General features: G+C 71.1%; 26 protein-coding genes. 13 read left to right on the top strand and 13 right to left on the bottom strand.

Going from position 1 to position 24144, the window contains the following annotated elements:
- Positions 1 to 90: 90 nt before the first annotated feature.
- From AB0P08_RS01485 to AB0P08_RS01465, 5 genes are all read left to right on the top strand, one after another.
- Entirely contained in the window at positions 91 to 603 is a 513-nt protein-coding gene (locus AB0P08_RS01485; protein WP_060922041.1) for a DUF3817 domain-containing protein, read from the top strand.
- Positions 600 to 2186 (top strand): glutamine-hydrolyzing GMP synthase, encoded by a 1587-nt coding sequence (gene guaA / locus AB0P08_RS01480; RefSeq protein WP_363587704.1) that lies wholly within the window; start codon positions 600 to 602, stop codon positions 2184 to 2186. The genes AB0P08_RS01485 and guaA overlap by 4 nt, the downstream gene beginning before the upstream one ends.
- 8 nt (positions 2187 to 2194) lie before the next feature.
- A complete protein-coding gene (locus AB0P08_RS01475) occupies positions 2195 to 3583 on the top strand; it encodes a glycosyltransferase (protein ID WP_363587702.1) in 1389 nt (462 codons plus the stop codon).
- Between the two features lie 148 nt (positions 3584 to 3731).
- Positions 3732 to 4160: a YciI family protein gene (locus AB0P08_RS01470; protein WP_062635884.1), complete on the top strand. Its 429-nt coding sequence runs from the start codon at positions 3732 to 3734 to the stop codon at positions 4158 to 4160.
- A gap of 13 nt (positions 4161 to 4173) precedes the next feature.
- Positions 4174 to 5469 carry an RNA polymerase sigma factor gene (locus AB0P08_RS01465; protein WP_363587700.1) on the top strand — a complete coding sequence of 432 codons (1296 nt, stop codon included), beginning with the start codon at positions 4174 to 4176 and terminating at the stop codon, positions 5467 to 5469.
- A 96-nt stretch (positions 5470 to 5565) separates the two neighbouring features.
- Here AB0P08_RS01465 and AB0P08_RS01460 read toward each other — a convergent pair whose 3' ends face one another.
- Both AB0P08_RS01460 and AB0P08_RS01455 read right to left on the bottom strand, forming a co-directional pair.
- Positions 5566 to 5838 (bottom strand): GlsB/YeaQ/YmgE family stress response membrane protein, encoded by a 273-nt coding sequence (locus AB0P08_RS01460; protein ID WP_025103755.1) that lies wholly within the window; start codon positions 5836 to 5838, stop codon positions 5566 to 5568.
- Positions 5839 to 5997: 159 nt separating this feature from the next.
- Positions 5998 to 6918: a Bax inhibitor-1/YccA family protein gene (locus AB0P08_RS01455; protein ID WP_071327462.1), complete on the bottom strand. Its 921-nt coding sequence runs from the start codon at positions 6916 to 6918 to the stop codon at positions 5998 to 6000.
- 91 nt (positions 6919 to 7009) lie between these two features.
- Here AB0P08_RS01455 and AB0P08_RS01450 point away from each other — a divergent pair, with 91 nt between their 5' ends.
- Positions 7010 to 7996, top strand: coding sequence for a glycerophosphodiester phosphodiesterase family protein (locus tag AB0P08_RS01450; protein WP_363587697.1), 987 nt, complete (start codon positions 7010 to 7012; stop codon positions 7994 to 7996).
- 9 nt (positions 7997 to 8005) lie between these two features.
- Here AB0P08_RS01450 and AB0P08_RS01445 read toward each other — a convergent pair whose 3' ends face one another.
- Entirely contained in the window at positions 8006 to 8404 is a 399-nt protein-coding gene (locus AB0P08_RS01445; protein WP_315637400.1) for a YccF domain-containing protein, read from the bottom strand.
- Between the two features lie 89 nt (positions 8405 to 8493).
- Between AB0P08_RS01445 and AB0P08_RS01440 the strand changes: the two genes are divergently transcribed.
- The 5 genes from AB0P08_RS01440 (at position 8494) to ligD (ending at position 15365) form a co-directional block, all read left to right on the top strand.
- Positions 8494 to 9480 carry an ABC transporter ATP-binding protein gene (locus AB0P08_RS01440; protein ID WP_363587695.1) on the top strand — a complete coding sequence of 329 codons (987 nt, stop codon included), beginning with the start codon at positions 8494 to 8496 and terminating at the stop codon, positions 9478 to 9480.
- A complete protein-coding gene (locus AB0P08_RS01435; protein WP_280568197.1) occupies positions 9477 to 10493 on the top strand; it encodes an ABC transporter permease in 1017 nt (338 codons plus the stop codon). Before AB0P08_RS01440 ends, AB0P08_RS01435 begins: the two co-directional genes overlap by 4 nt.
- Positions 10494 to 10594: 101 nt before the next feature.
- A complete protein-coding gene (locus AB0P08_RS01430) occupies positions 10595 to 13048 on the top strand; it encodes an ATP-dependent helicase (RefSeq protein ID WP_363587693.1) in 2454 nt (817 codons plus the stop codon).
- A 44-nt stretch (positions 13049 to 13092) separates the two neighbouring features.
- Complete coding sequence (locus tag AB0P08_RS01425; protein WP_363587691.1) at positions 13093 to 14229, top strand: SseB family protein; 1137 nt, start codon at positions 13093 to 13095, stop codon at positions 14227 to 14229.
- A gap of 65 nt (positions 14230 to 14294) precedes the next feature.
- Positions 14295 to 15365, top strand: a complete 1071-nt coding sequence (gene ligD / locus AB0P08_RS01420) for a non-homologous end-joining DNA ligase (protein ID WP_363587689.1) — start codon at positions 14295 to 14297, stop codon at positions 15363 to 15365.
- A gap of 6 nt (positions 15366 to 15371) precedes the next feature.
- Here the strand turns inward: ligD and AB0P08_RS01415 are convergent, their stop codons facing one another.
- Both AB0P08_RS01415 and AB0P08_RS01410 read right to left on the bottom strand, forming a co-directional pair.
- The gene (locus AB0P08_RS01415) at positions 15372 to 16415 is read right to left on the bottom strand and encodes an ATP-dependent DNA ligase (protein ID WP_363587687.1); all 1044 of its coding nucleotides are present in this window, start codon (positions 16413 to 16415) and stop codon (positions 15372 to 15374) included.
- 43 nt (positions 16416 to 16458) lie between these two features.
- Positions 16459 to 17910, bottom strand: a complete 1452-nt coding sequence (locus AB0P08_RS01410) for a phytoene desaturase family protein (RefSeq protein ID WP_363587685.1) — start codon at positions 17908 to 17910, stop codon at positions 16459 to 16461.
- A gap of 65 nt (positions 17911 to 17975) precedes the next feature.
- On the opposite strand from AB0P08_RS01410, the gene AB0P08_RS01405 reads away from it, so the two are divergent.
- Positions 17976 to 18458 carry a hypothetical protein gene (locus AB0P08_RS01405; protein WP_187663455.1) on the top strand — a complete coding sequence of 161 codons (483 nt, stop codon included), beginning with the start codon at positions 17976 to 17978 and terminating at the stop codon, positions 18456 to 18458.
- Positions 18458 to 18778: an N-acetyltransferase gene (locus tag AB0P08_RS01400; protein WP_363587682.1), complete on the top strand. Its 321-nt coding sequence runs from the start codon at positions 18458 to 18460 to the stop codon at positions 18776 to 18778. Before AB0P08_RS01405 ends, AB0P08_RS01400 begins: the two co-directional genes overlap by 1 nt.
- On the opposite strand, the gene AB0P08_RS01395 is transcribed toward AB0P08_RS01400, so the two are convergent.
- The 8 genes from AB0P08_RS01395 to AB0P08_RS01360 form a co-directional block, all read right to left on the bottom strand.
- On the bottom strand, positions 18775 to 20010 hold the full coding sequence (locus tag AB0P08_RS01395; RefSeq protein WP_363587680.1) for an acyl-CoA dehydrogenase family protein: 1236 nt from the start codon (positions 20008 to 20010) through the stop codon (positions 18775 to 18777). The genes AB0P08_RS01400 and AB0P08_RS01395 overlap by 4 nt on opposite strands.
- A 66-nt stretch (positions 20011 to 20076) precedes the next feature.
- The gene (locus AB0P08_RS01390; protein WP_363587678.1) at positions 20077 to 20742 is read right to left on the bottom strand and encodes a TetR/AcrR family transcriptional regulator; all 666 of its coding nucleotides are present in this window, start codon (positions 20740 to 20742) and stop codon (positions 20077 to 20079) included.
- A gap of 9 nt (positions 20743 to 20751) precedes the next feature.
- Positions 20752 to 21039, bottom strand: coding sequence for a hypothetical protein (locus AB0P08_RS01385; protein ID WP_363587676.1), 288 nt, complete (start codon positions 21037 to 21039; stop codon positions 20752 to 20754).
- Positions 21036 to 21479: a hypothetical protein gene (locus AB0P08_RS01380; protein ID WP_363587674.1), complete on the bottom strand. Its 444-nt coding sequence runs from the start codon at positions 21477 to 21479 to the stop codon at positions 21036 to 21038. Before AB0P08_RS01380 ends, AB0P08_RS01385 begins: the two co-directional genes overlap by 4 nt.
- Positions 21476 to 21760 carry a hypothetical protein gene (locus AB0P08_RS01375; protein WP_315637411.1) on the bottom strand — a complete coding sequence of 95 codons (285 nt, stop codon included), beginning with the start codon at positions 21758 to 21760 and terminating at the stop codon, positions 21476 to 21478. The genes AB0P08_RS01380 and AB0P08_RS01375 overlap by 4 nt, the downstream gene beginning before the upstream one ends.
- 37 nt (positions 21761 to 21797) lie before the next feature.
- Positions 21798 to 23261 (bottom strand): TNT domain-containing protein, encoded by a 1464-nt coding sequence (locus AB0P08_RS01370; RefSeq protein ID WP_363587672.1) that lies wholly within the window; start codon positions 23259 to 23261, stop codon positions 21798 to 21800.
- Entirely contained in the window at positions 23258 to 23587 is a 330-nt protein-coding gene (locus AB0P08_RS01365) for a type VII secretion target (RefSeq protein WP_025103775.1), read from the bottom strand. Before AB0P08_RS01365 ends, AB0P08_RS01370 begins: the two co-directional genes overlap by 4 nt.
- A complete protein-coding gene (locus tag AB0P08_RS01360) occupies positions 23587 to 24000 on the bottom strand; it encodes a YbaB/EbfC family nucleoid-associated protein (RefSeq protein WP_363587670.1) in 414 nt (137 codons plus the stop codon). Before AB0P08_RS01360 ends, AB0P08_RS01365 begins: the two co-directional genes overlap by 1 nt.
- Positions 24001 to 24144: the final 144 nt, after the last annotated feature.

Here is a 24144-nt window from a genome sequence, read left to right as displayed (position 1 = left end):
ATGACGTGGCGGAGGCCGTCGGGGCGACCCGGCGGCCTCCGTCGTTTCCGCGGGGTCGGGGTGGCGCGCCCCGCCGACTAGACTGTGGGCATGCCCGAACCGAAAGTCGCCAGCTTTCCGGCGATCCGCGGTGCGCTGAAGTTCTACCAGATCGCGTCGATCATCACGGGAGTCATGCTGCTCCTGCTGCTCGCCGAGATGGTGCTGAAGTACACGCCGATCCACCTCGAGCTCTTCGCCGGAGGGTCGGGCGGCCCGCTCTGGTTCGCCGGCGTCATCGCCGGACCGGACTGCCAGTGGTGGTCGCTGTTCGCGCCGTGGACGAACTCCTGCGAGATGACCTCCCTCGGGGACGGCTTCAACATCTCGCTGTTCATCCTCGTCGCCCACGGCTGGTTCTACGTCGTCTATCTCTTCGCGTGCTTCCGCATGTGGAGTCTGATGCGCTGGCGGTTCCCGCGGTTCATCCTGCTCGCGCTCGGCGGCGTCGTGCCGCTGCTGTCGTTCTTCATGGAGGCGGTCGTCGCCCGTGAAGTCAAGACCTATCTCGCCACCAGGGAGGCCGCCGAGGCCTCCGCGATCGCCCCGGAAGGTGTCCGTTGACCGAACAGTCCGAGACCCAGCAGCGCCCCGCGCTCGTCGTCGACTTCGGCGCCCAGTACGCGCAGCTCATCGCCCGCCGCGTGCGCGAGGCCGGGGTCTACAGCGAGATCGTGCCGCACACCGCCACGGCGGAGGAGATCGCCGCGAAGAACCCCGTCGCGATCATCCTCTCCGGTGGTCCGTCCTCGGTGTACGAGGAGGGTGCACCGAAGCTCGACCCGTCGGTCTTCGACCTCGGCGTCCCCACGCTCGGCATCTGCTACGGCTTCCAGTACATGGCGCAGACCCTCGGCGGCGAGGTCGCGCACACCGGCCTCCGTGAGTACGGCGCGACCGATGCCGTCATCTCCGGTGACGGGGGCACGCTGCTCAGCGGGCAGCCGATCGAGCAGAACGTGTGGATGAGTCACGGCGACCAGGTCGCGAAGGCCCCGGAGGGCTTCGAGGTGCTCGCGACGACGGAGGCCACGAAGGTCGCCGCCTTCGCGAACGAGGAGCGCGGTTTCTACGGCGTGCAGTGGCACCCCGAGGTCAAGCACTCCGACCACGGTCAGCGTGTGCTCGAGAACTTCCTCCACAAGGGTGCCGGCCTGGCATCCGACTGGAACCCCGACAACGTGATCGCCGAGCAGGTCGAGCGCATCCGCGAGCAGGTCGGCGACGCCCGGGTCATCTCGGCGCTGTCCGGCGGCGTGGACTCCGCCGTGTCGACCGCCCTCGTGCACAAGGCCATCGGCGACCAGCTCACCGCGGTCTTCGTCGACCACGGCCTCCTCCGCAAGGGCGAGCGCGAGCAGGTCGAGAACGACTACGTCGAGTCCACCGGCGTGCGGCTCATCACGGTCGACGCCGCCGAGACCTTCCTCGGTCACCTCCAGGGCGTGACCGACCCGGAGGAGAAGCGCAAGATCATCGGGCGCGAGTTCATCCGGGCGTTCGAGAAGGTGCAGCTCGACCTCGTCGAGGAGGCGAAGGCCGACGGCGGCGCCCCGGTGAAGTTCCTCGTGCAGGGCACGCTCTACCCGGACGTCGTGGAGTCGGGTGGCGGTGCGGGCACCGCCAACATCAAGTCGCACCACAACGTGGGCGGGCTGCCGGACGACCTCGACTTCGAGCTCATCGAGCCGCTGCGGGCCCTCTTCAAGGACGAGGTCCGCGCGATCGGTCGCGAGCTCGGCATCCCCGAGGCGATCGTCGGCCGCCAGCCGTTTCCGGGGCCCGGCCTCGGCATCCGGATCATCGGTGAGGTCACCGCTGACCGTCTCGAGATTTTGCGTGAGGCCGACGCCATCGCCCGCGAGGAGCTGACCAAGGCCGGCCTCGATCAGGAGATCTGGCAGTGCCCCGTCGTGCTCCTCGCCGACGTGCGCTCGGTGGGCGTGCAGGGGGACGGCCGCACCTACGGGCACCCGATCGTGCTGCGTCCGGTCTCCAGCGAAGACGCCATGACGGCCGACTGGACGCGCCTGCCGTACGACGTGCTGTCGAAGATCTCGAACCGGATCACGAACGGCGTCCGTGACGTCAACCGCGTCGTGCTCGACGTCACGTCGAAGCCGCCGGGGACGATCGAGTGGGAGTAGGGGGCACGATGCCCCCGGTCTCGGCGCCTGTCCTCCCGGACGCCGAGTACCTGGTGCTGTCCAGCCGCCTGATCCCGGGGCTGGACGGCGGGTACACGATCGCCACGCTCGCGCGCGCCCGGCTGTTGGCCGCCGCAGGGGCGGGGGAGGGCGCGGGTCCGCAGCTGCTGACCTTCGACCCGGGGACGGCGGCCGAGCACGCCGAGCACCGTCGCGTGTTCACCGAGCGCGGTGCGCTCACCGCCCGCGATCGCCTGCGGAACCTCTTCGACGAGGCGGTCGCGCCGGAGGGAGGAGCCGCCTCCTGGCTGCGAGACGCGGCCGACGCTGCGGAGACGGCCGACCCCGACGTGGAGTACCGGGTGCTCGCGGACCCCGAGGGGCGCCCCTTCGCGGCGCTCCCGGTGATCCCGGGCAACCCCGACTGGCACCTGACGGATGAACCGGTGCTGGTGTACGACGGCGCCGGTGTGGTCGTCGGTGCGCTGCACGGTTTCCGCGGACTCTACGGTGCCTGGCTCGGGCACGTCACCGCGGCGGTGGGGGACCGTCCGATCGTCGTGATCTGCGAGTCCCGCCAGCTCGGTGAGTTGATCGCCGATTGGGTCGACCCGCGCGTCCGCATCCTGCACCCCATCCACACCATGCACGTGGAGGCGCCCTACACGCCCGACGCGAGCCTCAACACGCTCTGGACGCGCTGGTTCCGGCTGGCCGACCGCTTCGACGCGGTCATCTGGCCGACGGCCACGCAGCGCGACGACGTCGTGGCCCGGTTCGGCGACACCGCGAACCATGTCGTGGTGCCGAACCCCATCGCGCCGGTCGAGCGCCGTGACGACCTGCGCGAGGAGGGCCTCGTGGTCGTGCTGGGGCGGCTCGCGGCCGGCAAGCGCATCGACCATTCCATCCGTGCCTTCATCGAGGCGGACGTGCCGGGCTCCCGGATGGAGATCTGGGGCACGGGAGCAGAGCAGGAGCGGCTGGCGGCACTGATCGCCGAGCTCGACGCCGCGGACCGCGTGCGTCTCTGTGGCTACACCGCGGATCCGGCCACCGTTCTCGATCGGGCATCCGTGCTCGTCACCTCCACGGCGTTCGAAGGGCAGCCGTTGGGCATCGTCGAGGCCCTCCTGCACGGCACGCCCGTGGTGTCCTACGACGTACGGTACGGCATCCGCGATGTTCTCGGTGCGGGCGGCGGGGTTCTCGTCCCCGCGGGCGACGTGGAGGCGCTGGGGGAGGCGCTCCGGGAGCTGCTGACCGACCAGGACCGTCTGGCGGCGCTGCGTGCCGAGGCGCCGGCCGTCGCGGCGGCGTGGAGTCCGGAGCGCTCGATGGAGGCGCTGGCCACGACCATCGCCGCCGTCGTGCAGGCTCCGTCCCGGCGCCGCTGAACGCGACCGTCGCGAGGGGCGTCGGGTCCCTCGCGCTCCCGGGAGAAGACCGGGAAGAAGTTCCACCCCGATGTCGATCTCCGCTGTTCCCGTTCGACGTCTGTGATGAGAGGGTCGAAACACAGCCCTTCGGAACAAGGAGAACATCATGAAGTTCATGCTCATCATGCGCGCGACCGACGACGCGGTGGCGGCCTATCAGGAGATGCCCTTCGAGCAGGTCATCGAGGCCATGGGCCGGTACAACGAGTCCATGATGAAGGCGGGCGTCCTCGTCGCGGGCGAGGGGCTGACCGACGCGGCCGAGGGCTTCGTCGTCGACTTCAGCGCCGAGAAGCCGCTCCTCACGGACGGCCCGTATGGGGAGACGAAGGAGCTTTTCAACGGCTTCTGGATCATCGAGGTCTCCTCGCGGGAGGAGGCCGCGGAATGGGCGAGCCGGGCGCCGCTCGGACCGGGATCGTTCCTCGAGGTGCGACGGGTCACCGGGCCGGAGGACTTCCCCGCCGACAACGAGTGGATCGAGAAGGAGGCGGGCTGGCGGGAAGAGCAGGCCCGCCGCGCCGAGCAGGCGTGACGCCGCTCCGCTGATGGACCGCTCACCCGACCCCGTGACGAGCTCGGCCGCCTCCGCGCAGGAGGCGGCCGAGCGGGCCGTCGCGGCGGTGTGGCGCATCGAGTCCGCGCGCATCGTCGGCACGCTGACGCGGATGGTCGGCGACTTCGGTCTGGCGGAGGACCTCGCGCAGGAGGCTCTGGTCGCCGCGCTGCGGCAGTGGCCCGTCGAGGGGGTGCCACGCAACGCCGCGGCGTGGCTCACGACCGTGGCGAAGCGGAAGGCGGTGGACGGGTGGCGCCGCCGCGAGCGGCTGGACGACCGCCTCGCTCTGATCGCGCACGACCTCGAACGGGAGAAGGCGCAGGAGCCCGAGCTGCCCTGGGACCCGGATGCGGTGGACGACGATGTGCTGCGCCTCCTCTTCATCGCGTGCCACCCGGTGCTCTCCCGGGAGGCGCAGGTCGCGCTGACGCTGCGGGTCGTGGGCGGTCTGTCGAGTGAGGAGATCGCCCGCGCCTTCCTCGTCCCCACGGCGACCGTGCAGCAACGGATCGTGCGCGCGAAGAAGACGCTGGCGGCCGCGCACGCGCCGCTCGAGTTGCCGCCGAGGGAAGAGCAGCCGGCGCGGCTCGGCGCGGTCCTCGGTGTGCTCTATCTCATCTTCAACGAGGCGCACGCGGCCAGCAGCGGTCCGGAGTGGATGCGGCCGGAGCTGAGCGACGAGGCCATCCGGCTCGCCAGGGTGCTCGCCGCGCTGCAGCCTCGGGAACCGGAGGTTCACGGCCTGCTCGCGCTCCTGGAGCTCACCGCCGCACGCTTCCCGGCGCGGACCGACCGGAACGGAAACCCGGTGCTGCTCGCGGATCAGGACCGTCGGCGGTGGGACCGCAGCCGCATCGCGCGGGGGAGAGGGGCCCTGGCGCGGGCGGACGGGCTCGGCCGTGGACGCGGGCCGTACAGTCTGCAGGCCGCCATCGCCGAATGCCATGCCGTCGCGCCGTCCGTGGACGAGACCGACTGGGATCGCATCGTCGTCCTCTACGAGGCGCTCAGTAGGCTCACCCCGTCCCCGGTGGTGGAGCTGAACCGCGCGGCCGCCGTGGCCATGGCCACCGGGCCCGCCTCCGCCCTGCGGCTGATAGATGAGTTGGCGGCGTCCGGGGCGCTGCACGGCTACCACCTGCTCCCGGCCACGCGCGGCGAGCTGCTGCGGCGACTCGGGCGGGAGAGCGAGGCGCGCAGCGAGTTCGCGGCGGCCGCGGGGCTGGCCGGCAACGACCGCGAACGCGGCCTCCTGGAGCGCAAGGCGCGTGGCGCCGCGAGCTGACCGGCCGCGGCACGAAAAGACCCGCCCCTCACGGATGCTCTCGCAGCCGTGAGGGACGGGCGTGGGTGACGCGGAGCGCGTCGAGTGGGGTCTGCGTCAGTCGTTGACCCGCTGGCCGCGGCCGGCGATGAGGCCGTAGATCAGCAGCACGATGATCGAACCGCCGATGGCCAGGAGCCAGGTGCCGAGGTCCCAGAACTCCGTGAGCGGACGGTTGAGGATCAGGCTGCCGAGCCAGCCGCCGAGCAGGGCGCCGACGACGCCGAGCAGCAGGGTGATGAACCATCCGCCGCCCTGCTTGCCGGGCAGGATCAGCTTCGCGATGGCTCCGGCGATGAGGCCGAGAAGAAGAAAGCCGAGAAAACTCATGGTCAGCTCCTTGGGTCAGGAGCCCCGGGGTGCCGGGGCTTCGTGGTATCCACTGTGGCGGGTCGCCGGACCGCGTGCCAACCCCTTGCGCGCACCGTCCCGGATATGGCAAAGGCCCGCCTCCGCAGGGAGACGGGCCTTTCGTGGTGCCGTATCGCGTCAGTTGTTGCCGCGGGCGATCGCGATGATCCGCAGGATCTCGACGTACAGCCAGACGACCGTGACCATGATGCCGAAGCCGCCGAGCCAGCCGTACTTGCGCGGAGCGCCGTTGCGGACGCCCTGCTGGATCTGGTCGAAGTCGAGCACCAGCGAGTACGCCGCCATGATCACGACGAGGACGCCGATGATGAGGCCGAGCGGGATGCCCATGATCGGCTGGCTGAGCATGCCGAACGCGTTGGTGTTGACGCCGGTCCACATGAGGACGAGGTTCAGGAGCGAGAAGACCAGGTAGCCGATCATCGCGATCATGAAGATCTTCGTGGCCTTCTTGGACGCGCGGATCTTGCCACTGGCGAAGAGGGCGAGGGTCACGCCGACGACCGAGACGGTCGCGAGCGTCGCCTGGAAGACGATGCCGGGCCAGCGGACCTCGAAGAACGCCGAGATGCCGCCGATGAAGAGCCCCTCGAAGGCCGCGTAGGCGAAGATCAGCGCGGGGCGGACCTTCTTGCGCGAGGTGAAGGTGATGACCATCGCCAGCACGAAGCCGCCGAGCGCCCCGAGAGCCCAGGGCAGCACGTTGACGGCGGCGGGGTTGTACGGGTCGTAGCGCGGCACGTCGAGGCCGCCGAGCGTCAGCACCCAGCCGACGACGGCGGTGACGAGGAGGATGCCGAAGAGGCCGGCGGTCTTCCACACGGTGTCCTCGACGGACATCCGGTCGGTCTCGAGGGCGCCCGCGGCGGGAGCGGCGTACATGCCCTCGAGCTGCGCGTTGGCGGCGGCATCCATCGCGCCGTGCTGGAGCGACGCGGCCTGCGCGCCCTGAGCGCCCTGGGGCGCACCCGGGTAGGTCGCGACGTTGCGCGGGTCCTGCTGCTGGAAAGCAGGATTGTTGAAAGCGAAGTTGCTCATCAGGTGGGCCTCACTCCAAAGGGGGGTCGTAGGTCGCTTTCCTCCACGATACCCGTGAGGCGACACTCCCGGGGTGCCTTACGCTGTGAGCGTGCCCAGCAAATCCCCGCTCGTCATCGGGCACCGCGGTGCCCCGGGCCACCGACCGGAGCACACCCGTTCGTCTTACGAGCTCGCTCTCGCGATGGGAGTCGACGCGGTCGAGCCGGACGTGGTCGCCACCCAGGACGGCGTCCTGGTCGTGCGGCACGAGAACGAGATCTCCGGCACCACGGACGTCGCCGATCACCCCGAGTTCGCCGACCGCCGCACGACGCGGCGCGTGGACGGCGCCGCACTGACCGGCTGGTTCACGGAGGACTTCACCTGGGCCGAACTGTCCACGCTGCGCTGCCGGGAACGGCTGCCGAAGCTCCGGGCGTCCAGCGCCTCCTTCGACGGCACGGAACCCATCCTGCGCCTGCGCGACGTTCTGGACCTCGTACGGGCGGCCGCGCAGGAGCAGGGCCGGCCGATCGGCGTCGTGCTCGAGGTGAAGCACGCCACGCATTTCGCGAGCATCGGGCTCGACCTCGCGCCCCTCATCGCGCGGGAGCTGCGGGATGCACGGTGGGCGGCGGGGGAGCTGCCGCTGATCGTGGAGAGCTTCGAATCGACCGTGCTCGGACAGCTCCGTGCCGAGGGCGTCGACGCGAGCTTCGTCTACCTCATCGAGGCGGCGGGACAGCCGTACGACCTGCTCGTCGCCGAGGGGTCGAAGGCCCTGAGCTACCCGGAGACCGTGACCCCCGGGAATCTGGACCGCCTCGTCGATCGGGTCGACGGGATCAGCGTCGACAAGAAGATGCTCCTGGTGCCGGGCACGGCGCTGGTCGCCGATGCGCACGCCCGCGGCCTGACCGTCTTCACGTGGACCTGCCGCCCGGAGAACGCCTTCCTCGCGGCGCCCTACCGCGGCCCGGGAGGCAAGAGCGCGTTCGGGCACTACGAGGCCGAGTGGGGCGTGATCGCCCGGCAGGGCGTGGACGGCGTCTTCGTCGACCACCCCGATCTCGGCGTGGCGTTCTTCCGCAGCTGACCCGTCGGGTCAGAGCGTGCGGTCGAACGCGCCCTGACGGGTGGAGACGATCTCCTTGCCGAGCGGCATGAGCGAGACCGGGACCATCTTGAAGTCGGCGATGCCCATCGGGATGCCGATGATGGTGACGCACAGCGCCAGCCCCGACACGATGTGACCGAGCGCGAGCCACCATCCCGCGAGGATGACCCAGAGCACGTTCCCGAGGAACGAACCCACGCCGGCCGTCGGCTTGCTGACGACCTCGCGGCCGAAGGGCCAGATGGCGTAGGCGGCGATGCGGAACGACGCGATGGCCCACGGGATCGTGATGATCGGGATGCACAGCAGCAGGCCGGCCAGCACGTAGCCGAGGAAGAGCGCCCAGCCCGCGAGGATGACCCAGATGATGTTGAGGATCGTGCGCATACTGCGATTGTGTCACCCGCGGGGCGGCGCGGCTGGGCATCAGCCCGGAGGTCCCCGGCGCTCGCGCCCGGCGATGCCAGACTGACCGCATGACCGGAATAGTGGTGGACGACGTCAGTAGAGCGTTCGGGGACGTGCAGGCCGTGCGAGGGGCCACGCTGCGCGCAGAGGCGGGAAGGGTGACGGGCCTGGTGGGCCCGAATGGGGCGGGCAAGACGACCCTGCTCCTGATGCTCGCCTCGCTGCTCGCCCCCGACAGCGGCTCGATCCGCATCGGCGGCATCGACCCCGAGGCCGACCCGCTCGCCGCCCGTCGGGTGCTGGGGTGGATGCCGGATGCCCTCGGCGCCTGGCCCTCCCTCACCGCCCGCGAGACGATCGTGACCACGGCCCGGCTTTACGGGATCGACCGCGCGGACGCGGAACGGCGGGCGCAGCACCTCCTCGGCCTGGTCGGTCTCGGGGAGCTCGCGGATTCGGCGGCGAAGGTGCTCTCCCGCGGGCAGAAGCAGAAGCTCGGTCTCGCCCGCGCCCTGGTCCACGACCCGCAGGTGCTGCTCCTCGACGAGCCGGCCTCCGGCCTCGACCCCGAGGCCCGCGTGCAGCTGCGGGTGCTGTTGCGCCGATTCGCGGCCGAGGGACGCACGGTCCTGATCTCCAGCCATGTCCTGTCCGAGCTCGAGGAGGTCGTCGACGACGCGGTCTTCCTCGTGGGCGGGGCGGTCGTGGACGCCGCTCCGGCACAGAGCACGGTCCGCGCCTGGCGGGTGCGGCTCGCCGGTGCGACACCCGCGCGCCTGAACGCGGATACCTGGCAGGTCGCCTCGACCCTCGGGCTCGCTCCCGAGTCCCTCGCCGTGGACCGTGGGGCCGTCCTCGTCGGCTTCCCGGGGGAGGACGCCGCCGCCCAGTCGCTGCGTCACCTCGTGGAGGCGGGTCTCCCGGTCGCGGAGTTCGCGCCCGCGCAGAGCGACCTGGAGCACACCTTCCTCGCGCTCCGGAACCCGCAGCCGCCCGCGGCGACGACCCCACCCCCGCCGCCTGCGGCACCCCACGGAACGGAGGCGGGAGCATGAGCCTCGCGAACATCGGCGTCATCGCGCGCCTGGAACTGACCCAGCGGCTGCGGAGCGTCGGCTGGTACGTGCTCCTCGGCGTCTTCGCGCTGGTGCTCCTCGGCGTCACCGGCCTGTCGTTCGCCGTGTACTCCTGGGGGGAGGACGTCGGGGCCGGCGTGTCGTCCATCGTCGTCAACGTGGTCCTGCTGCTCGTCGTGCTCGTCTCGCCGACGCTCAGCGGCAACGCCATCAACGGCGACCGGGAGGCGGCCACGCTCGCGCCGATCCAGGTCACCGCGGCGTCGACCGGCGACATCATGCTGGGAAAGCTCCTCGCGGCGATCGCGACGGGCGGCGCGTTCCTGCTGGTGGCCGTTCCGTTCCTCGCGGCGTCGCTGCTGGCGGGTGGAACCGATCCGATCGTGCTGTTCGTGGCGCTGCTCGTCCTCGCCGCCGAGATCATCATCGTCGCGGCGATCGGCGTGGGGCTGAGCGGCCTCATCGCCCGGCCGCTGTTCTCCGTCGCGTCCACCTACCTCGTGGTGTCGGCGCTCGTCATCGGCACGATCATCGTCTTCGCACTCGGCGGCCTGGCCGTGCGCAGCGAGGCGACCACCTACAGCCGCCCCTACGACAGCAACGGCAACGTGGACTGCGAGAGCTGGGACAGCTACACGTACGAGGCGCCGCGGTTCGACCTCGTGTGGTGGGCGCTCGCCGCCAACCCGTTCGTCGTGCTCGCCGACGCGACCCCCACCGAGTTCAACACGAGCGGGTACCCGGTCGATCTGTACGGGCAGATCAAGTTCGGTGTCCGCAGCGCGCAGCTCTCGCCGCTGGAGCAGCGATGGGACGACTGCGATCCGGAGAGCGGTTCCCAGACGGCTGAGCAGGTGATCGACGAGACCGTGCCCAGCTGGTTCGTGGGGCTCGGGGTGCAGGTCGTGCTCGCCGGGGCGCTGTTCGCGGGAGCGTGGGCACGGACGCGGACGCCGGCGCGACGGCTGCCGCCCGGCACGCGCATCGCCTGACCGGAAGCGGACCGCCGTCTGACTCGGAGGGGTGCGCGTCGTCCGCGTACCCCTCCGCCGGGGCCCTCGATGTCGGTGCCGCCGCCTAGACTCGAGAGGTCATGACCGAAGCCCCTCTCATCGTCCCCGGATCCGTCGGCCCGCAGTCCTCCGGCGCCCCCGCGCAGGACGACCTCCTCGCCGGCCTCAACCCCCAGCAGCTCGAGGCCGTCACCTATCGCGGCCCCGCGCTGCTCATCGTCGCCGGCGCCGGTTCGGGCAAGACGAGCGTGCTCACGCGCCGCATCGCCTCGCTCCTGCGCAGCCGGGAGGCGTGGCCGAGCCAGATCCTCGCCATCACCTTCACCAACAAGGCCGCCGGCGAGATGCGCGAGCGCGTCGAAGGGCTCATCGGCGACGCCGCGCGCGGCATGTGGATCTCCACCTTCCACTCCGCGTGCGTCCGGATCCTCCGCCGCGAGGCGCAGCAGTTCGGGTTCACGAAGAACTTCACCATCTACGATTCCGGCGACTCCCGCGCCCTCCTCAAGCGCCTGGTCAAGGAGCACGAGGCCGACGCCTACGGCCTCACCCCGGCGGCGGTGCAGGGACGCATCTCGAAGCTCAAGAACGAGCTCTCCGACGCCGAGGCCTACGCACGCCAGGCCAACATGAGCGACCCGGCCGAGCGCGTCTTCGTCGAGGTCTTCGCCGACTACCAGCGGCAGCTCCAGAAGGCCAACGCCTTCGACTTCGACGACCTCATCGGCCAGACGGTCTACCTGTTCCGGGCGTTCCCCCAGGTCGCCGACACCTACCGCCGCCGCTTCCGCCACATCCTCGTCGACGAGTACCAGGACACCAACCACGCGCAGTACGCGCTCATCCACGAGCTCACCCGTCCGGTGTCCGGCGTCGGCTCGACGCCCGAGCCCTATGCCGCCAACGGCATGATGATCTTCGAGCCCGACCCCGAGCCGGCACCGGGCGCCGGTGAGGCTGGGGCGTCGCTGACGGTGGTCGGCGACTCGGATCAGTCGATCTACGCCTTCCGCGGCGCGGACATCCGCAACATCAGCGAGTTCGAGCGCGACTTCCCGGGGGCGAAGGTCGTCCTCCTCGAGCAGAACTACCGCTCGACGCAGAACATCCTCTCCGCCGCGAACGCCGTCATCGGCAACAACTTCGACCGCAAGGACAAGAAGCTCTGGAGCGACCGCGGCGAGGGCGACAGGATCATCGGCTTCACCGGCTACTCGCAGCACGACGAGGCCCAGTTCGTCGCCGACGAGATCGAGGCCCTGCACCGCAAGGGCATGCCGTACTCGGAGATGGCCGTCTTCTACCGCACGAACTCACAGTCCCGCGCGCTGGAGGAGATCTTCATCCGCTCGGCCGTGCCGTACAAGATCATGGGCGGCACCAAGTTCTACGAGCGCGCCGAGATCAAGGACGCCCTGGCCTACCTCGTGGCGGTCGCCAATCCCGCCGATGAGATGGCCGTGCGCCGCATCCTCAACAAGCCGCGGCGCGGCATCGGCGACGTCACAGAGACCGCCATCGCCCGTTTCGCCGAGGAGCACGGCATCTCCTTCCGCGAGGCCCTGTCGCTTCCGGGGCAGCTCGGTGTGGGCCCGAAGATCCACGCTGCCATCGCCCAGCTCGATGCGGTTCTCGCCGAGGCGACGGCGATCATGCTCCCGCCGACGGGGGAGGTGCCGCCGCCCACCTCCGTGGCCGACGGGCTCAGCCTGCTGCTGTCCAAGAGCGGGTACCTCGACGCGCTGCGCGCCAGCCGCGACCCGCAGGACGAGGCCCGCGTGGAGAACCTCGACGAGTTCGTGGCCGTGACCCGCGACTTCGCGCGCAACAACCCCGAGGGCACCATCACCGACTTCCTCACCGAGGTCGCGCTGGTCTCCGATGCGGACGACCTCGACGACGAGTCCGGGTCGGTCTCGCTCATGACGATGCACACCGCCAAGGGCCTGGAGTACGACGCGGTCTTCGTCACCGGCGTCGAGGAGGACCTCATCCCGCACCGCATCTCGGCGGGAGAGCCCGGCGGGCCGCAGGAGGAGCGGCGGCTGTTCTACGTGGGCATCACCCGCGCCCGCAAGCGCCTGCACCTGTCCCTGGCGATGACCCGCGCGCAGTTCGGCGAGGTGACGGTCGCGATGCCCAGCCGGTTCCTGCAGGAGATCCCGGCCTCCCTCATCGACTGGCGGCAGTCCCCGGGCGACGTCAACTCCCGCGGGGGCATGCAGTCCCGCGCGCTGAACGCCCGCCGCTCCGGGGGCTCCGGCGACCGCTTCGGCGTCAAGGCCCTGCCCCGCGACTCCCTCAAGCCGCTCTCGACGGCGATGGACAAGATCCCCAACCGCGTCACCGCCAAGATGCGCGACAACGGCGACCTCGAGCTCGCCGCCGGAGACCGCATCCGGCACGACGACTTCGGTGAGGGTCGGGTCGACGCCGTCACCGGTGAGGGGGCCAAGCGCATCGCACACGTCCGGTTCGACACGGCGGGGCAGAAGAAGCTGCTCATCAAGGTCGCACCGATCCAGAAGCTCTGACGTCGCGGCGAAGGGGGCGGGGAGACACGGTTAGGCTGGCTCCCATGGCCCTCTTCTCCCGCCGCAAGAAGTCCGGCGACGACGCCGTCGCTCCCGCCCCCTCCGCCGCTCCGGCAGCCGACACCGAGGAGGACGCGAGCACGGCGACCGAGGAGACCGAGGCTCCGGCGGCCGAGGCTTCGCCCGCCGTCGGCATCTCCGTCCAGGCGTTCCGCGGTGTCGGCGCCGAAGCCGGACCCGAGGTCGCCCTTCCGGATCCGGATGCCGCGACAGCACCGGCGCCCGCTGCCGCAGCGACACCGCCGCGCCCGGCGGAGGAGCCCGCGGCGCCGGCTGCCGAGCGGAAGCTCCCGCTCGCTCCTGCGCTCCCGCCCGAGCAGACCGAGACCGTGGCGGGCATGAAGGACAACGTCCTCCTGCGCGAGTCCCTGGCGCAGATCGAGGCGGGCGCCTCCAACGAGCAGCTCCTCGGAGTGCTCCGCCAGGCTCTGCAGAGCCACCTCTACATCCGCGTGAGCGGTGATGCCCGCGCGCAGATCAGCGAGGGCAAGCCGCTGGCCGTCGCCGTGGTCCGCGACGGAGAGCGGCAGTTCATGCTGGCATTCAGCTCGGCGGCCGCCGTCCGCGACTCCGTCCAGCTCGAAGCAGACCCGTCCGCCACGTCCGCGGTCGCCCAGCCGACGACCTCGGTCATGCAGCAGGTCGTCTCCGGCGACTTCGCGGGTCTCATCATCGACAACGCGTCCGCGCCGCATCGCGTGGTGTTCCCCACCGAGCTCCTGCAGAAGACGCTCGAGCAGGCCGACGTCGACATGACCGTGAAGTCGCTGCTCGCCGCTCCGCGGGAGCAGGACTCGCCCGCCAAGGTGGGCGAGGCCCTCGCCACGACGCGCATGTGGGTGGCCGTGAACGACGGATCCGGCACCGGTCAGGTCGGCATCGCCGAGGCTCAGACAGCCGACGGTCGGCGCTTCCTCCAACTCTTCTCGCACCCGCTGGAGGTCATCGCGCTGGGCCGCGGCGACCGCCCGCTGCCCTTCGAGCCTGACCAGCTCGCGAAGGTGCTGTCGAGCCACTCCGAGATGGCCGGCGTCATCATCGACTCCGCAGGACCCTCGATGGTGGTGGAGCGCGACGCCCTCGCCCCGGTGCTCGTGCGCGCGGTGCGGATCGAGGACTGACCGCACGCGTACCCGGGGGCCTGCCGGGGGTTCCGTGCGTCGTGACCGCCCCCTAGGGTCGGAGCATGGCCTCTGAACGCGTGACCCTGACCGTCGCCGACACCGACGGAGAGCGTGAGGTCGCGCTCTCCAGCCCGAATCGGATCGTCTGGCCCGACCTCGGTATCACCAAGGCGGAGCTCGCCGAATACGTGCAGCTCGTGTCTGTGCCGTTCCTCTCGGCGAACGGCAACCGCCCGGTGTCCCTGGAGCGCTTCCGCGACGGCGTCGGCGGTGCCGGCAGTCCGCGTCCCGAGGGGTTCTTCTCAAAGAACCCGCCGAAGGGCACTCCGGACTTCGTCGACGCCGTCACGGTCACCTACAACAGCGGCCGCCGTCACCCGCAGATCGTCCTGAACCGCACGAGCGCGATCGTGTGGGCGGTGCAGATGAACACCATCGTGTTCCACCCGTGGGCATCGCTGGCGACCGACTCCGACAACCCGGTCGAGCTGCGGATCGACCTCGACCCTCAGCCGGGCACCGGGTTCGCCGAGGCCGTCCCCGCCGCCCACGCTCTGCGGGAGGTGTTGCGGGAGGCCGGGCTGGAGGCGTTCGCGAAGACGAGCGGCAACCGCGGCCTGCACGTCTTCGCCCCGATCGAGCCGACCCACGAGTTCCTCGACGTGCGGCACGCCGTGATCGCCGCCGGCCGGGAGCTCGAACGCCGGATGCCGGATCGCGTCACGACGAACTGGTGGAAGGAAGAGCGGGGCGAGCGCCTCTTCGTCGACTTCAACCAGGCCAACCGCGACCGCACGATGGCCGGCGCCTACAGTCCGCGCGCCCTCCCCGGTGCGACCGTCGCGACGCCTGTGCACTGGGACGAGCTCGACGATCTCGACCCCAGGACGTTCACCGTCCGGAGCGTCCCGCAGCGGCTCGAAGAGGTCGGCGACCCCTGGGCCGACATGCAGGCGAAGCCCGGGCGCATCGACACGCTGCTGGAGTGGTGGGAGCGCGACACGGCGGACGGGCTCGGGGAGTTGCCCTTCCCACCGGAGTTCCCGAAGATGCCGGGAGAGCCGCCGCGCGTGCAGCCGAGCAAGAAGAACGCCGCGAACTGGGATGCCGACGGCAACCCCGTCGACGACTGAGTGCGCTCAGCTCAGGACGTCGGCGAGGTCGTAGCCGTCGACGGTGTCGAGCTGGTCGTACGTGCAGGAGCGGGCGTCCCGGTCCGGCCTCCACCGCTCGAACTGCACGGTGTGGCGGAAGCGGGCGCCCTCAAGCTGGTCGTACCGCACCTCCAGCACCCGCTCGGGGCGCAGGCGCACGAACGACACGTCCTTCGATCCGCTGAACCGCGACCGCTCACCCTCACCCGTCACGGCGGCGCCGTCCTCGTCGCGCTCGACCAGCGGCGCGAGCTCCTCCACGAGCTGCTTCCGCTTCACGTCACTCCACGCCGCGACCCCGCCGACCTGGCGCAGGGTCCCGTCGGCGTCGTAGAGCCCGACGAGCAGCGAGCCGACCCCGGTGCCGGACTTGTGGATGCGGTAGCCGAGGGCGACGACGTCGGCGGTCCGCGCATGCTTGATCTTGAACAGGGTGCGCTTCCCCGGCGCGTACGGCTGGGCCAGCGGCTTCGCCACGACGCCGTCGAGCCCCGCGCCCTCGAACTCCTCGAGCCAGCGGACGGCCGCGTCCCGATCGCGGGTGGTCCTGGTCAGGTGCAGCGGGTGCTCCACGGACTCCATGAGCGTCTCCAGCCGGGCCCGGCGCGTCTCGAACGACTGGGCCCGCAGGTCGTCCTCCCCGGAGGCGAGCAGATCGAAGGCGATGAACATGGCCGGGGTCTCCGTGGCGAGCTTCGCGACCCGGGAGGCCGCCGGGTGGATGCGCTGACTGAGGGCCTCCCAGTCCAGACGCTGCGCGCCGTGCGGACCCGTGGCCACGACGATCTCGCCGTCGAGCAGGCAGGGCACCGGCAGCAGCTGCGGGATCGCGTCGACGAGCTCCGGGAAGTAGCGCGTCAGGGGCTTCGCGCCGCGGGACCCGATCTCGACCTTCTCGCCGTCCCAGGCGATGAGCCCGCGGAACCCGTCCCACTTCGGCTCGTAGAGCAGGCCGCCCGGCGTCTTGTCGGGGTCGGGAACGGCCGCGACGGCTTTGGCGAGCATGGGGGCCGGGATCTCGTAGCGCATGCACCCATCCTGGACCGCGCGGCGAGCGGGGGAAAGGGCCCGGTCAGCCGAACAGGTCGTCGAGCTCCGCGGGCGTGCCGGCGTCGCGGAGTACGGTGTGTGCCGCGTGCCATCCCGCCATGCCGTTGACCGCGGGGCCGGGCGGAGTCGAGGCCGACGCGAGGTACACGCCGCGCATCGGCGTCCGCCACGGGGTGGGGGAGAGGACGGGGCGGCGCAGGGCCTGACGCATGTCGAAGACGCCGCCGGAGATGTCGCCGCCGATCTCGGCCGGGTTGATCGCCTCGCGCGAGGATGCCGGCACCGCGTGGTGGGCGAGGATCCGGTCGCGGAATCCCGGCGCGAAGCGCTCGACCTGTGCGGTGATGAGTTCGGTCGGGTCGAGGTCGGAGCCGTTCGGCACGTGGATGTACGCCCAGAGCACGGCCTTGCCGCCGGGCGCCCTGGTCGGGTCGAAGAGCGAGGGCTGGACCGCCAGCACGTACGGACGCTCGGACACGTGGCCGACCGCGACCGCGTTCTCGCTGTTCCACACCTCCTCCCTCGTCCCGGCGACGTGCACGGTCGGGGCGCTCCGCACGTGCTCGTTCGCCCACGGGACGGGTCCATCGAGCGCGAAATCGACCTTCGCCGCCGCAGCGCCGTAGCGGTAGCCGCGGAGGGCGCGGGCGTACGAGGCCGGGATGTCAGGGTGGGTGAGTGCGAGCCGGGGAGAGGTGTTGAGCAGCAGCACGTCACCGCGGTCGGGGTCGCCCCCGTCCAGGTCGGCGAGGTCGGTGACGCGGGCGCCCGTCTCGATCGTGCCGCCATGGGCCTCGAGATCGGCGATGAGGGCGTCCGCGATCACCTGCGAGCCGCCGCGGGGGTACGGCCAGCCGCCGGCGTGGGCGAGCCCGGCCAGCAGCAGCCCCGCCGCGGCGCCGGCGAGCGTGGGCTGCGGGGAGTTCGCGTGCGCGACCACTCCGGCCGTGAGTGCGGCCGCTTCCTCCGTGCGGAAGGCGGTCCGCGCGAGGGGCGTGCCCTGGTCGAGCATGCGGATGGCGTAGCGGACGGCGGTGATCGGGTCCTGCGGGAGGCGGAGGAGCTGGTTCCCGGTGAAGTCCGTGACGCCGTCGATGTGCGTGCTGAGGGGGCGGAGCCGGCGCAGCCAGGCGTCCCCGTCGATGCCGAGGTCGGCGGCGGTGCGCTCGATGTCGCGCCACGCGATGGCGGCACGACCGTCGTCCAGCGGATGAGCGAAGGAGATCTCGGGGCGGATCCACTCGATCCGCTCGTCGAGCCCGAACGCCTGGAAGAAGGGCGAGGCGACGGCTGCGGGGTGGACGGCCGAGCAGACGTCGTGACGGAAGCCGGGGAGGGTGGCCTCCCGAGTGCGCAGGCCCCCTCCGACCGTGTCCGCAGCCTCGAGCACGCGTACCCGGTAGCCGGCGCGGGCGAGGGAGACGGCGGCGGCGAGGCCGTTCGGGCCGGATCCGATGATCGTCGCGAGTGCCATGCGGCCAGTCTCGCACGCGAGTCCGCGGTCGGCGGAGGGGGTTGCGCCGTGCGATCCTGGAAGGGATGAATGAAGTCCAGGGCCCGACCCCCGCCGGCACCTCCCGTCCGTACCGCTCGCTTCCCGAGGCGCTCCGCGCGCACCGCATCGATCCGGTGAACCATGCGTTCATCACCGAGATCGTCGATTCCGCGGGGGTGACCTCTCTGATCGACCGCGGTCGCTATATCGAGGCGATCCGGCGCGAGGGCGCGGCGCTGCACATCGGCCGCACGTACACCAACGGATTCACGGAGGACGAGGTCGTCACCGTCGGCTCGACCCGCCTGCGGCTGCAGCCCAGCGAGGGGCGCGCGCCGTACTTCTACGTCACGCACCCGAGCGAGTTCGCCCCGCAGGCCCCCGTCAAGGCCAAGCGTCCCACGACGCCGCGCACCCCGTCGGCGCCGCGCACGCCCGCGGCGCCGAAGCCCGTCGAACGCGACTACGGCGTGTGCGACGTCTGCTTCATGGTGAAGACCCCCGCCGGCGGCTGCGGCTGCGACTGATGCCCGCGGCCTCCGCGTCGCACGGCGGCGTCTCCGTCCGCGAGGCGGAGTGGCCACAGGATTCCGCGTTCGTCGGTACGGCGGTTTCGACGTACCTCCGTCAGACGGAGCAGGAGAAGCACGACGTCCTGGCGGAGGCCGAGGGTGCGGTGCGGCTGTCGGTGTGGGAGTGGCGCGACGCCGCGATCCGGCTCTACACGTCCCGCGGCTTCCGCCCCGTCGACCCCTGGGACGATCGCGACCGCCTCCTCTGCTTCGAATCGCTCACTTCGCTGCATCCGGCCGCCGAATCCAGCGAAGTGAGCGATTCGAAGGGCTAGGCGAAGGCGCTCATCCCGGTGATGTCGCGGCCGAGAAGGAGGGCCTGCACGGACTCGGTGCCCTCGTAGGTGTGGATGGCCTCGATGTCGGCCATGTGCTGCATGACGCCGTTCTCCAGAAGGATGCCGTTGCCTCCCAGGAGGTCACGCGCCGTCGCCGCGATCCGCCGGGCCGCCCGGGTGTTGTGGAACTTGGCGAGCGAGGCCTGGGTCGGACGCAGCGCTCCTGCCTGCTCGAGGTCTGCCATCCGGCGGCAGTAAAGCTGCATCGCCGTCAGGTCCTCCAGCATGTGCGTCAGCCGCTCCTGCACCATCTGGAACTTCGCGAGCGGCTTGCCGAACTGCACACGCTCCTTCGCGTAGGCCAGCGCCGCCTCGTAGCAGGCCGTCGCGTGGCCCAGCGCCGACCAGGCGACTCCGGACCGGGTGGCGTAGAGCACGGTCGAGGCGTCCTTGAAGCTCCTGGTCCCCGGCAGCACCGCGTCCAGCGGTACCCGCACGTCGTCCAGGCGGATGTGCGCCTGATGGATCGCGCGGAGGGAGGCCTTCCCGCGGATCACGGTGCCGGTGTATCCGGGGGCGTCCTGCTCGACGAGGAAGCACCGCACCGCCCCGTGCTCGGCGGCGGACTCGTCGTCGACCCGTGCCCAGACGAAGGTGATGCCGCCCGAGGCGCCGTTGCCGATCCACTTCTTGGCGCCGCGGAGCACCCAGGAGTCGCCGTCGCGGCGGGCCACGGTCTCCAGCGAGACGGAGTCCGAGCCGTGGTCGGGCTCGGTCAGCGCGAAGGATCCGAGTACCGAGCCGTCGGCGAGTTCCGTGAGCCAGCGGTCCTGCTGGGCGGGCGAGCCGAACAGGGCGAGCGTCCGCAGCGCGAGGCCGCCCTGCACGGCGAGGATCGTGCCGAGGGAGCCGTCTCCGCGCGAGATCTCCATGTTGACCAGGCCGGCGGCGAGCGGGGAGAGCCGGGTGAGCGCGGGATGGTCGACGCCGTCGACGACGAGGTCCATCTCGCCCATCCGGCGGGCGGCGTCGAGCGGGTACTCGGCGCGGTCCCAGGCCTCGGCCATCTGCGGGGCGACCTCGTCGACGTACGCCTTCGCGCGGTCCCAGGCTTCCCGGTCGACGGCGGGGATGTCGGCGAAGACGGCGTAGTAGTCGCTGTCCTGCCGTCCGGTGATGTCGTAGGACGAGACGCGCTCGCCGGGGACGGGGGAGGCTTCCGTGCTCATGATGCTCCTTCGTGACACCAGGTATCGTACTCCTCGATACTCGGTATCACGACCTCTCCGGCGGGCTCAGTCGAGCTCGGAGCGCAGCCTCCGCGTGACCTCGGCGACGGGCATCGAACGCGGGAAGACCGCCACCACCATGTCGTCTGGAGCCCCCGCCGCGGTGTCCTCGCCGACGCCGTACCGTCGACGCGCATCCGCGAGCGCGGACTGGAGGGTGGACAGCGGCACCTTCTTGCGTCCGCGCAGGAGCTGTCGCAGCACGTGGTTGTGCACCGCCGTCACGAGCGCCGCGAAGCCTACCGCGTCCAGCGGATCCACTCCCGGCAGGGCGCTGCGCAGGTACTCGTCGAACAGCCGCTCGTAGCGGAACACGGTGATGATCTCGCGTTCACGGAGCACCGGCACCTCCCGCACGATCTGGTAGCGCCGTCGCGCGAGCTCCGGGTCGTTCGCGAAGTGCGTGAACACGGACTCCGATGCCGCGCAGACCGCGCCCCACGGATCGTCGTGCCCCTCGTCGAGGAACTCCCGGAGCTGCTCCAGCAGGACCTCGTGATCGGCGAAGACCACGTCCTCCTTGCCGCCGAACTGCCGGAAGAAGGTCGACCGGGAGACGCCGGCGGCCTTGGCGATCTGCTCCACGGACGTCTGGTCGAACCCCTGGGCGCTGAAGAGTTCGAGCGCGGCGGCGACGACGCCCCCGGTGCGCAGCTCTGCGGATTCGTGCATGGCGAAATCCTAGACCGCCGCGGCACCGGCGCCCGACGGCCCCGGCGAGAGCACTCCGCTGACGCGGTTCCAGAGCTGCACGCGATGGGCGAAGTCGGCCAGCGCCTCCTGCTCTGCGGCGAAGACGCGCAGCGACCCCTCGATCGGCTGCGCGCGCTCGTCATGGATCCAGGTCTGGAAACCCTCTCTGCCGTACGACACGACGACGGTGTTCGTCTTGCCCCGGGGGTCGTCGAAGAAGCAGAAGCCGACGGAGCCACGCGCGCGGAGGTCGGCGAGGACGGTGTCGCGGTTCATGCGGATGCTCCGGGGACGGCCAGCTCCCGGACCAGGCCGAGACGCAGGTAGAACGTGAGGGGGAGGGGCAGCACGAGCTGGGTCGCGCCGCCGGGGTCGCCGAAGGCCGGGGCCACCGTGCCGCGGAAGATCGGGGCGTCCCAGCGGTAGTAGCCGATGTCCACGAGGTCGTCCAGGTCCCGTCGGAGGACGGCGTCCCCCGACCGCTCGTACGCCGCGCGGATGTGCACGCAGTCGCCGACGACGAGGAACTGGTGGTACGCCGCGGGGTTCTCGACCCAGGGCAGGGAGCGCTCCGGATAGGCGGCCGGCCGGCCGTTCTCCACGAGGTAGACGTAGCGCGTGTTGACCGGCCCGTACATGTCCCACACCTCCGCGCCGCGGGGGAGCGGCTCGCGATCGATCGCGACGCCGTCGGGTCCGATCCACAGCTCCGTCATTCCCGACCCTCGATCCGGCGGACGGCGTGCGCGTCGGCGGCCTTGTGGGCGCGCGCCATGCGGAGGAACTGGTCGAGCGCCTCGGTCTCCGACGCGAAGCGCGAGGGGCCGTAGAACCGGTCACCGCGCTCATCGGTGTCCCACACGATCCAGTCGTCCCCGTCGCGGTCGATCCAGGCCGACCGTTCCCTGCGGCCGGTGCGTCCGTACCAGTTGGCGGTCGCGGTGAGCTTCTCCTCCTGGATGATGCGCTGCGCCTCATCAGCGGTGAGGTCGTTCATATGGTCTCCTTCCGCGGCCCGACGGCAGTCAGGTCGGTCACGTCGTCTCCTTCAGCACGCCGAGCAGGAGGAGGTGCTCCACGGAGAGCGAGAGCTGCACCTGCACGCCGCCGCCGGTCGACCCGAAGCCGGGGGCGATGTCTCCTCGGTACCCTTGCGAGCCGAGGTACTCGGGCTTGAATCCGGCGGCCGCCAGGTCGTCCTTCACCTGCTGCGGTGCGCCGTCGTATGTCGCGCGGAGGTCGGACATGTCGCCCACGACCTCGTAGCGGTGGTAGTGGGCCGGGTTCTCCACATACGGCAGGGAGCGCTGATCGTACGTGTACGGGCCGCTCTCGGGCACGGGAGAGGTGTACCGGCCGTCGGGGGGACCGTAGCGGTCGAGGACGTCCCCGACCTGGGGAGTGTGCGGCTGCCGGATCGGTTGCCCGTCGGCATCCAGCACGTAGCCTCCGCCGGGGACCTGGCTCCAGTCGATGCTCCCGTCGGGCTGGAGCACCTCCGGCCCCTTCGGGATCTGGACGTCGGGCGGGAGCGTGCCGTTGTTCGCGAAGTCGGCGGCGTCGTCCGGGTAGTAGCGGTCGAGGTACGTCTGTATCTGCTCGTCCGTGAGCGTGCTCTGGTCGCGCACACGGGGGCCGTCCGGGGTGGACCCGTCGGGGGACGAGCCACCGGGGGACGAGCCGCCGGGCGAACTGCCGTCAGGGCTGTGCGGAGCACCGGGGCCGGACGGGCCATGCCCACCGCCCGGGCCGCGCGAGAAGAGGTCGCCGAGGCGCTGGAACAGCGACTTGAGCTCGTCGAGGTGCTTCGTCAGGGCCGTCACGGCGTCCACGAGCTTGAGCACGGTGCCGGAGATCCGGGCGGTCATGGCCGAGACGCGGCTCGTGGCCTGCGCGATGACGTACGGGGTGGCTGTGCCCAGCGACACGACGAGCGTGCTGGCGTACGAGATGAGGGATCCGACCAGCTGCGACAGGGTGTCGCGGACCAGCTCGTGCACGATCTGCACGAGCATGGACGCGGTCTCCATGCCAGTCCTCATCCCGCCGGCCCAGGCGGCGGCCGCGGAGATGTGGGCGGCGACGTCGGACTGCAGCCGCAGATACGCCGCGATCGCCTCGCCCGACATCGAGCTGACGTCGGAGAGGCGGGCGTCGAGGGTCCCGCCCGCCTGCTGCAGCTGCTGCGCGATGTTGCCCCAGGTCGCTGCGAAACCCGCCACCTCGCCGGCATCGCCGGTCAGATCGTTGAGCCACCCCTTGAGGGGTTCGAGGTGGTCCATCAGCCACCCCAGCCCGGCGGCGATCAGCGAGCCCAGCGGATCCATGGCCGTGGCCACGGTGTTCGCGAGGGCGGAGAAGGACGCGAGTCCTCCGGAGACCCAGTCGCCGCTCTCGATCGCGGTGACGAGGTCGTAGCCGTCCTCCAGGAGACCGGCTCCGCTGAACGGCGTCGTCGGGTCGATCGGTCCCGCCACCAGCGGGTTCGGCGGGGTCATCGTCGAGCGCCCTCCACGGAGGACAGCAGCCCACGGATCGAATCGAGCTGACGCTGCTCTCCCTCGTCGAAGTCGTCCGCCAGGCCCCGGAGCTGCTCCTCGGACTTCTCCAGCATCGTCGCGGCGGCGGTGATCGCCCCGGCGGCGATCGACGAGACGATCTGTGCCGGGGGGACGAGGAAGGCGCACATCACGCCGAAGGCGCCGCCGCCCACGTTCATCGAGCCGGCGGCGTTCTCGGCGAGCCGGACGTCCGCGGCGATCTGCGCGACGCGCTGGGCGTGCTGGCGGACGGTCTCGGTGTCGACGGCGATCAGCTCGGCCATCAGCGGTACTCGATCTGCGGTCGGCCGTCCTGACTCGGGTCGGGGAGCTCGGCGATCTCCTGACGCAGATGCGCGACCGCCGCGTCCTCCGCGCCGAAGGCCTCCGCCGCGATCTCGACCGCCCGCGCGCCCGCCGCCTTCTGCGCGGTGGCGGCGAGGGTGACGATGAGGGCGCCCAGGGCGGCGGGGGAGCGCTGCAGAGCGGCATCCGTGAGCGCGACGTCGGCGAGCCGACCAGAGGCGTCCACCGTCACGGTGACGTCGCGGCCCGGAGAGGCCACCCGCTCGCGCACGCCGGCGATGTCGTCGCGCACCTGCGCGGCCTGCGCAGCGCGACGCTCCGCATCCTTCACCTGCTGCTCGATGCGCGCGCGTGTCGCCACCGGATCCGACCAGTCGAAGGTGTCCGTCATCTCGTCTCCCCTGCCTCGACGCTCAAGAATCGTACCGGAGGCGTGGGCTCGACGCCGAGGTCCGCGGGCGTCGGAGCGCTCAGCCTGCGGTAGTAGGCTGGGGGACTGGTCGATGTCTCGACATCGAGAGAATCACCAGACCAG

This window comes from Microbacterium meiriae, from assembly GCF_040686935.1.
GTDB classification, from domain to species: Bacteria; Actinomycetota; Actinomycetes; order Actinomycetales; family Microbacteriaceae; genus Microbacterium; species Microbacterium meiriae.
This window is presented reverse-complemented; position numbering and strand designations above follow the sequence as displayed.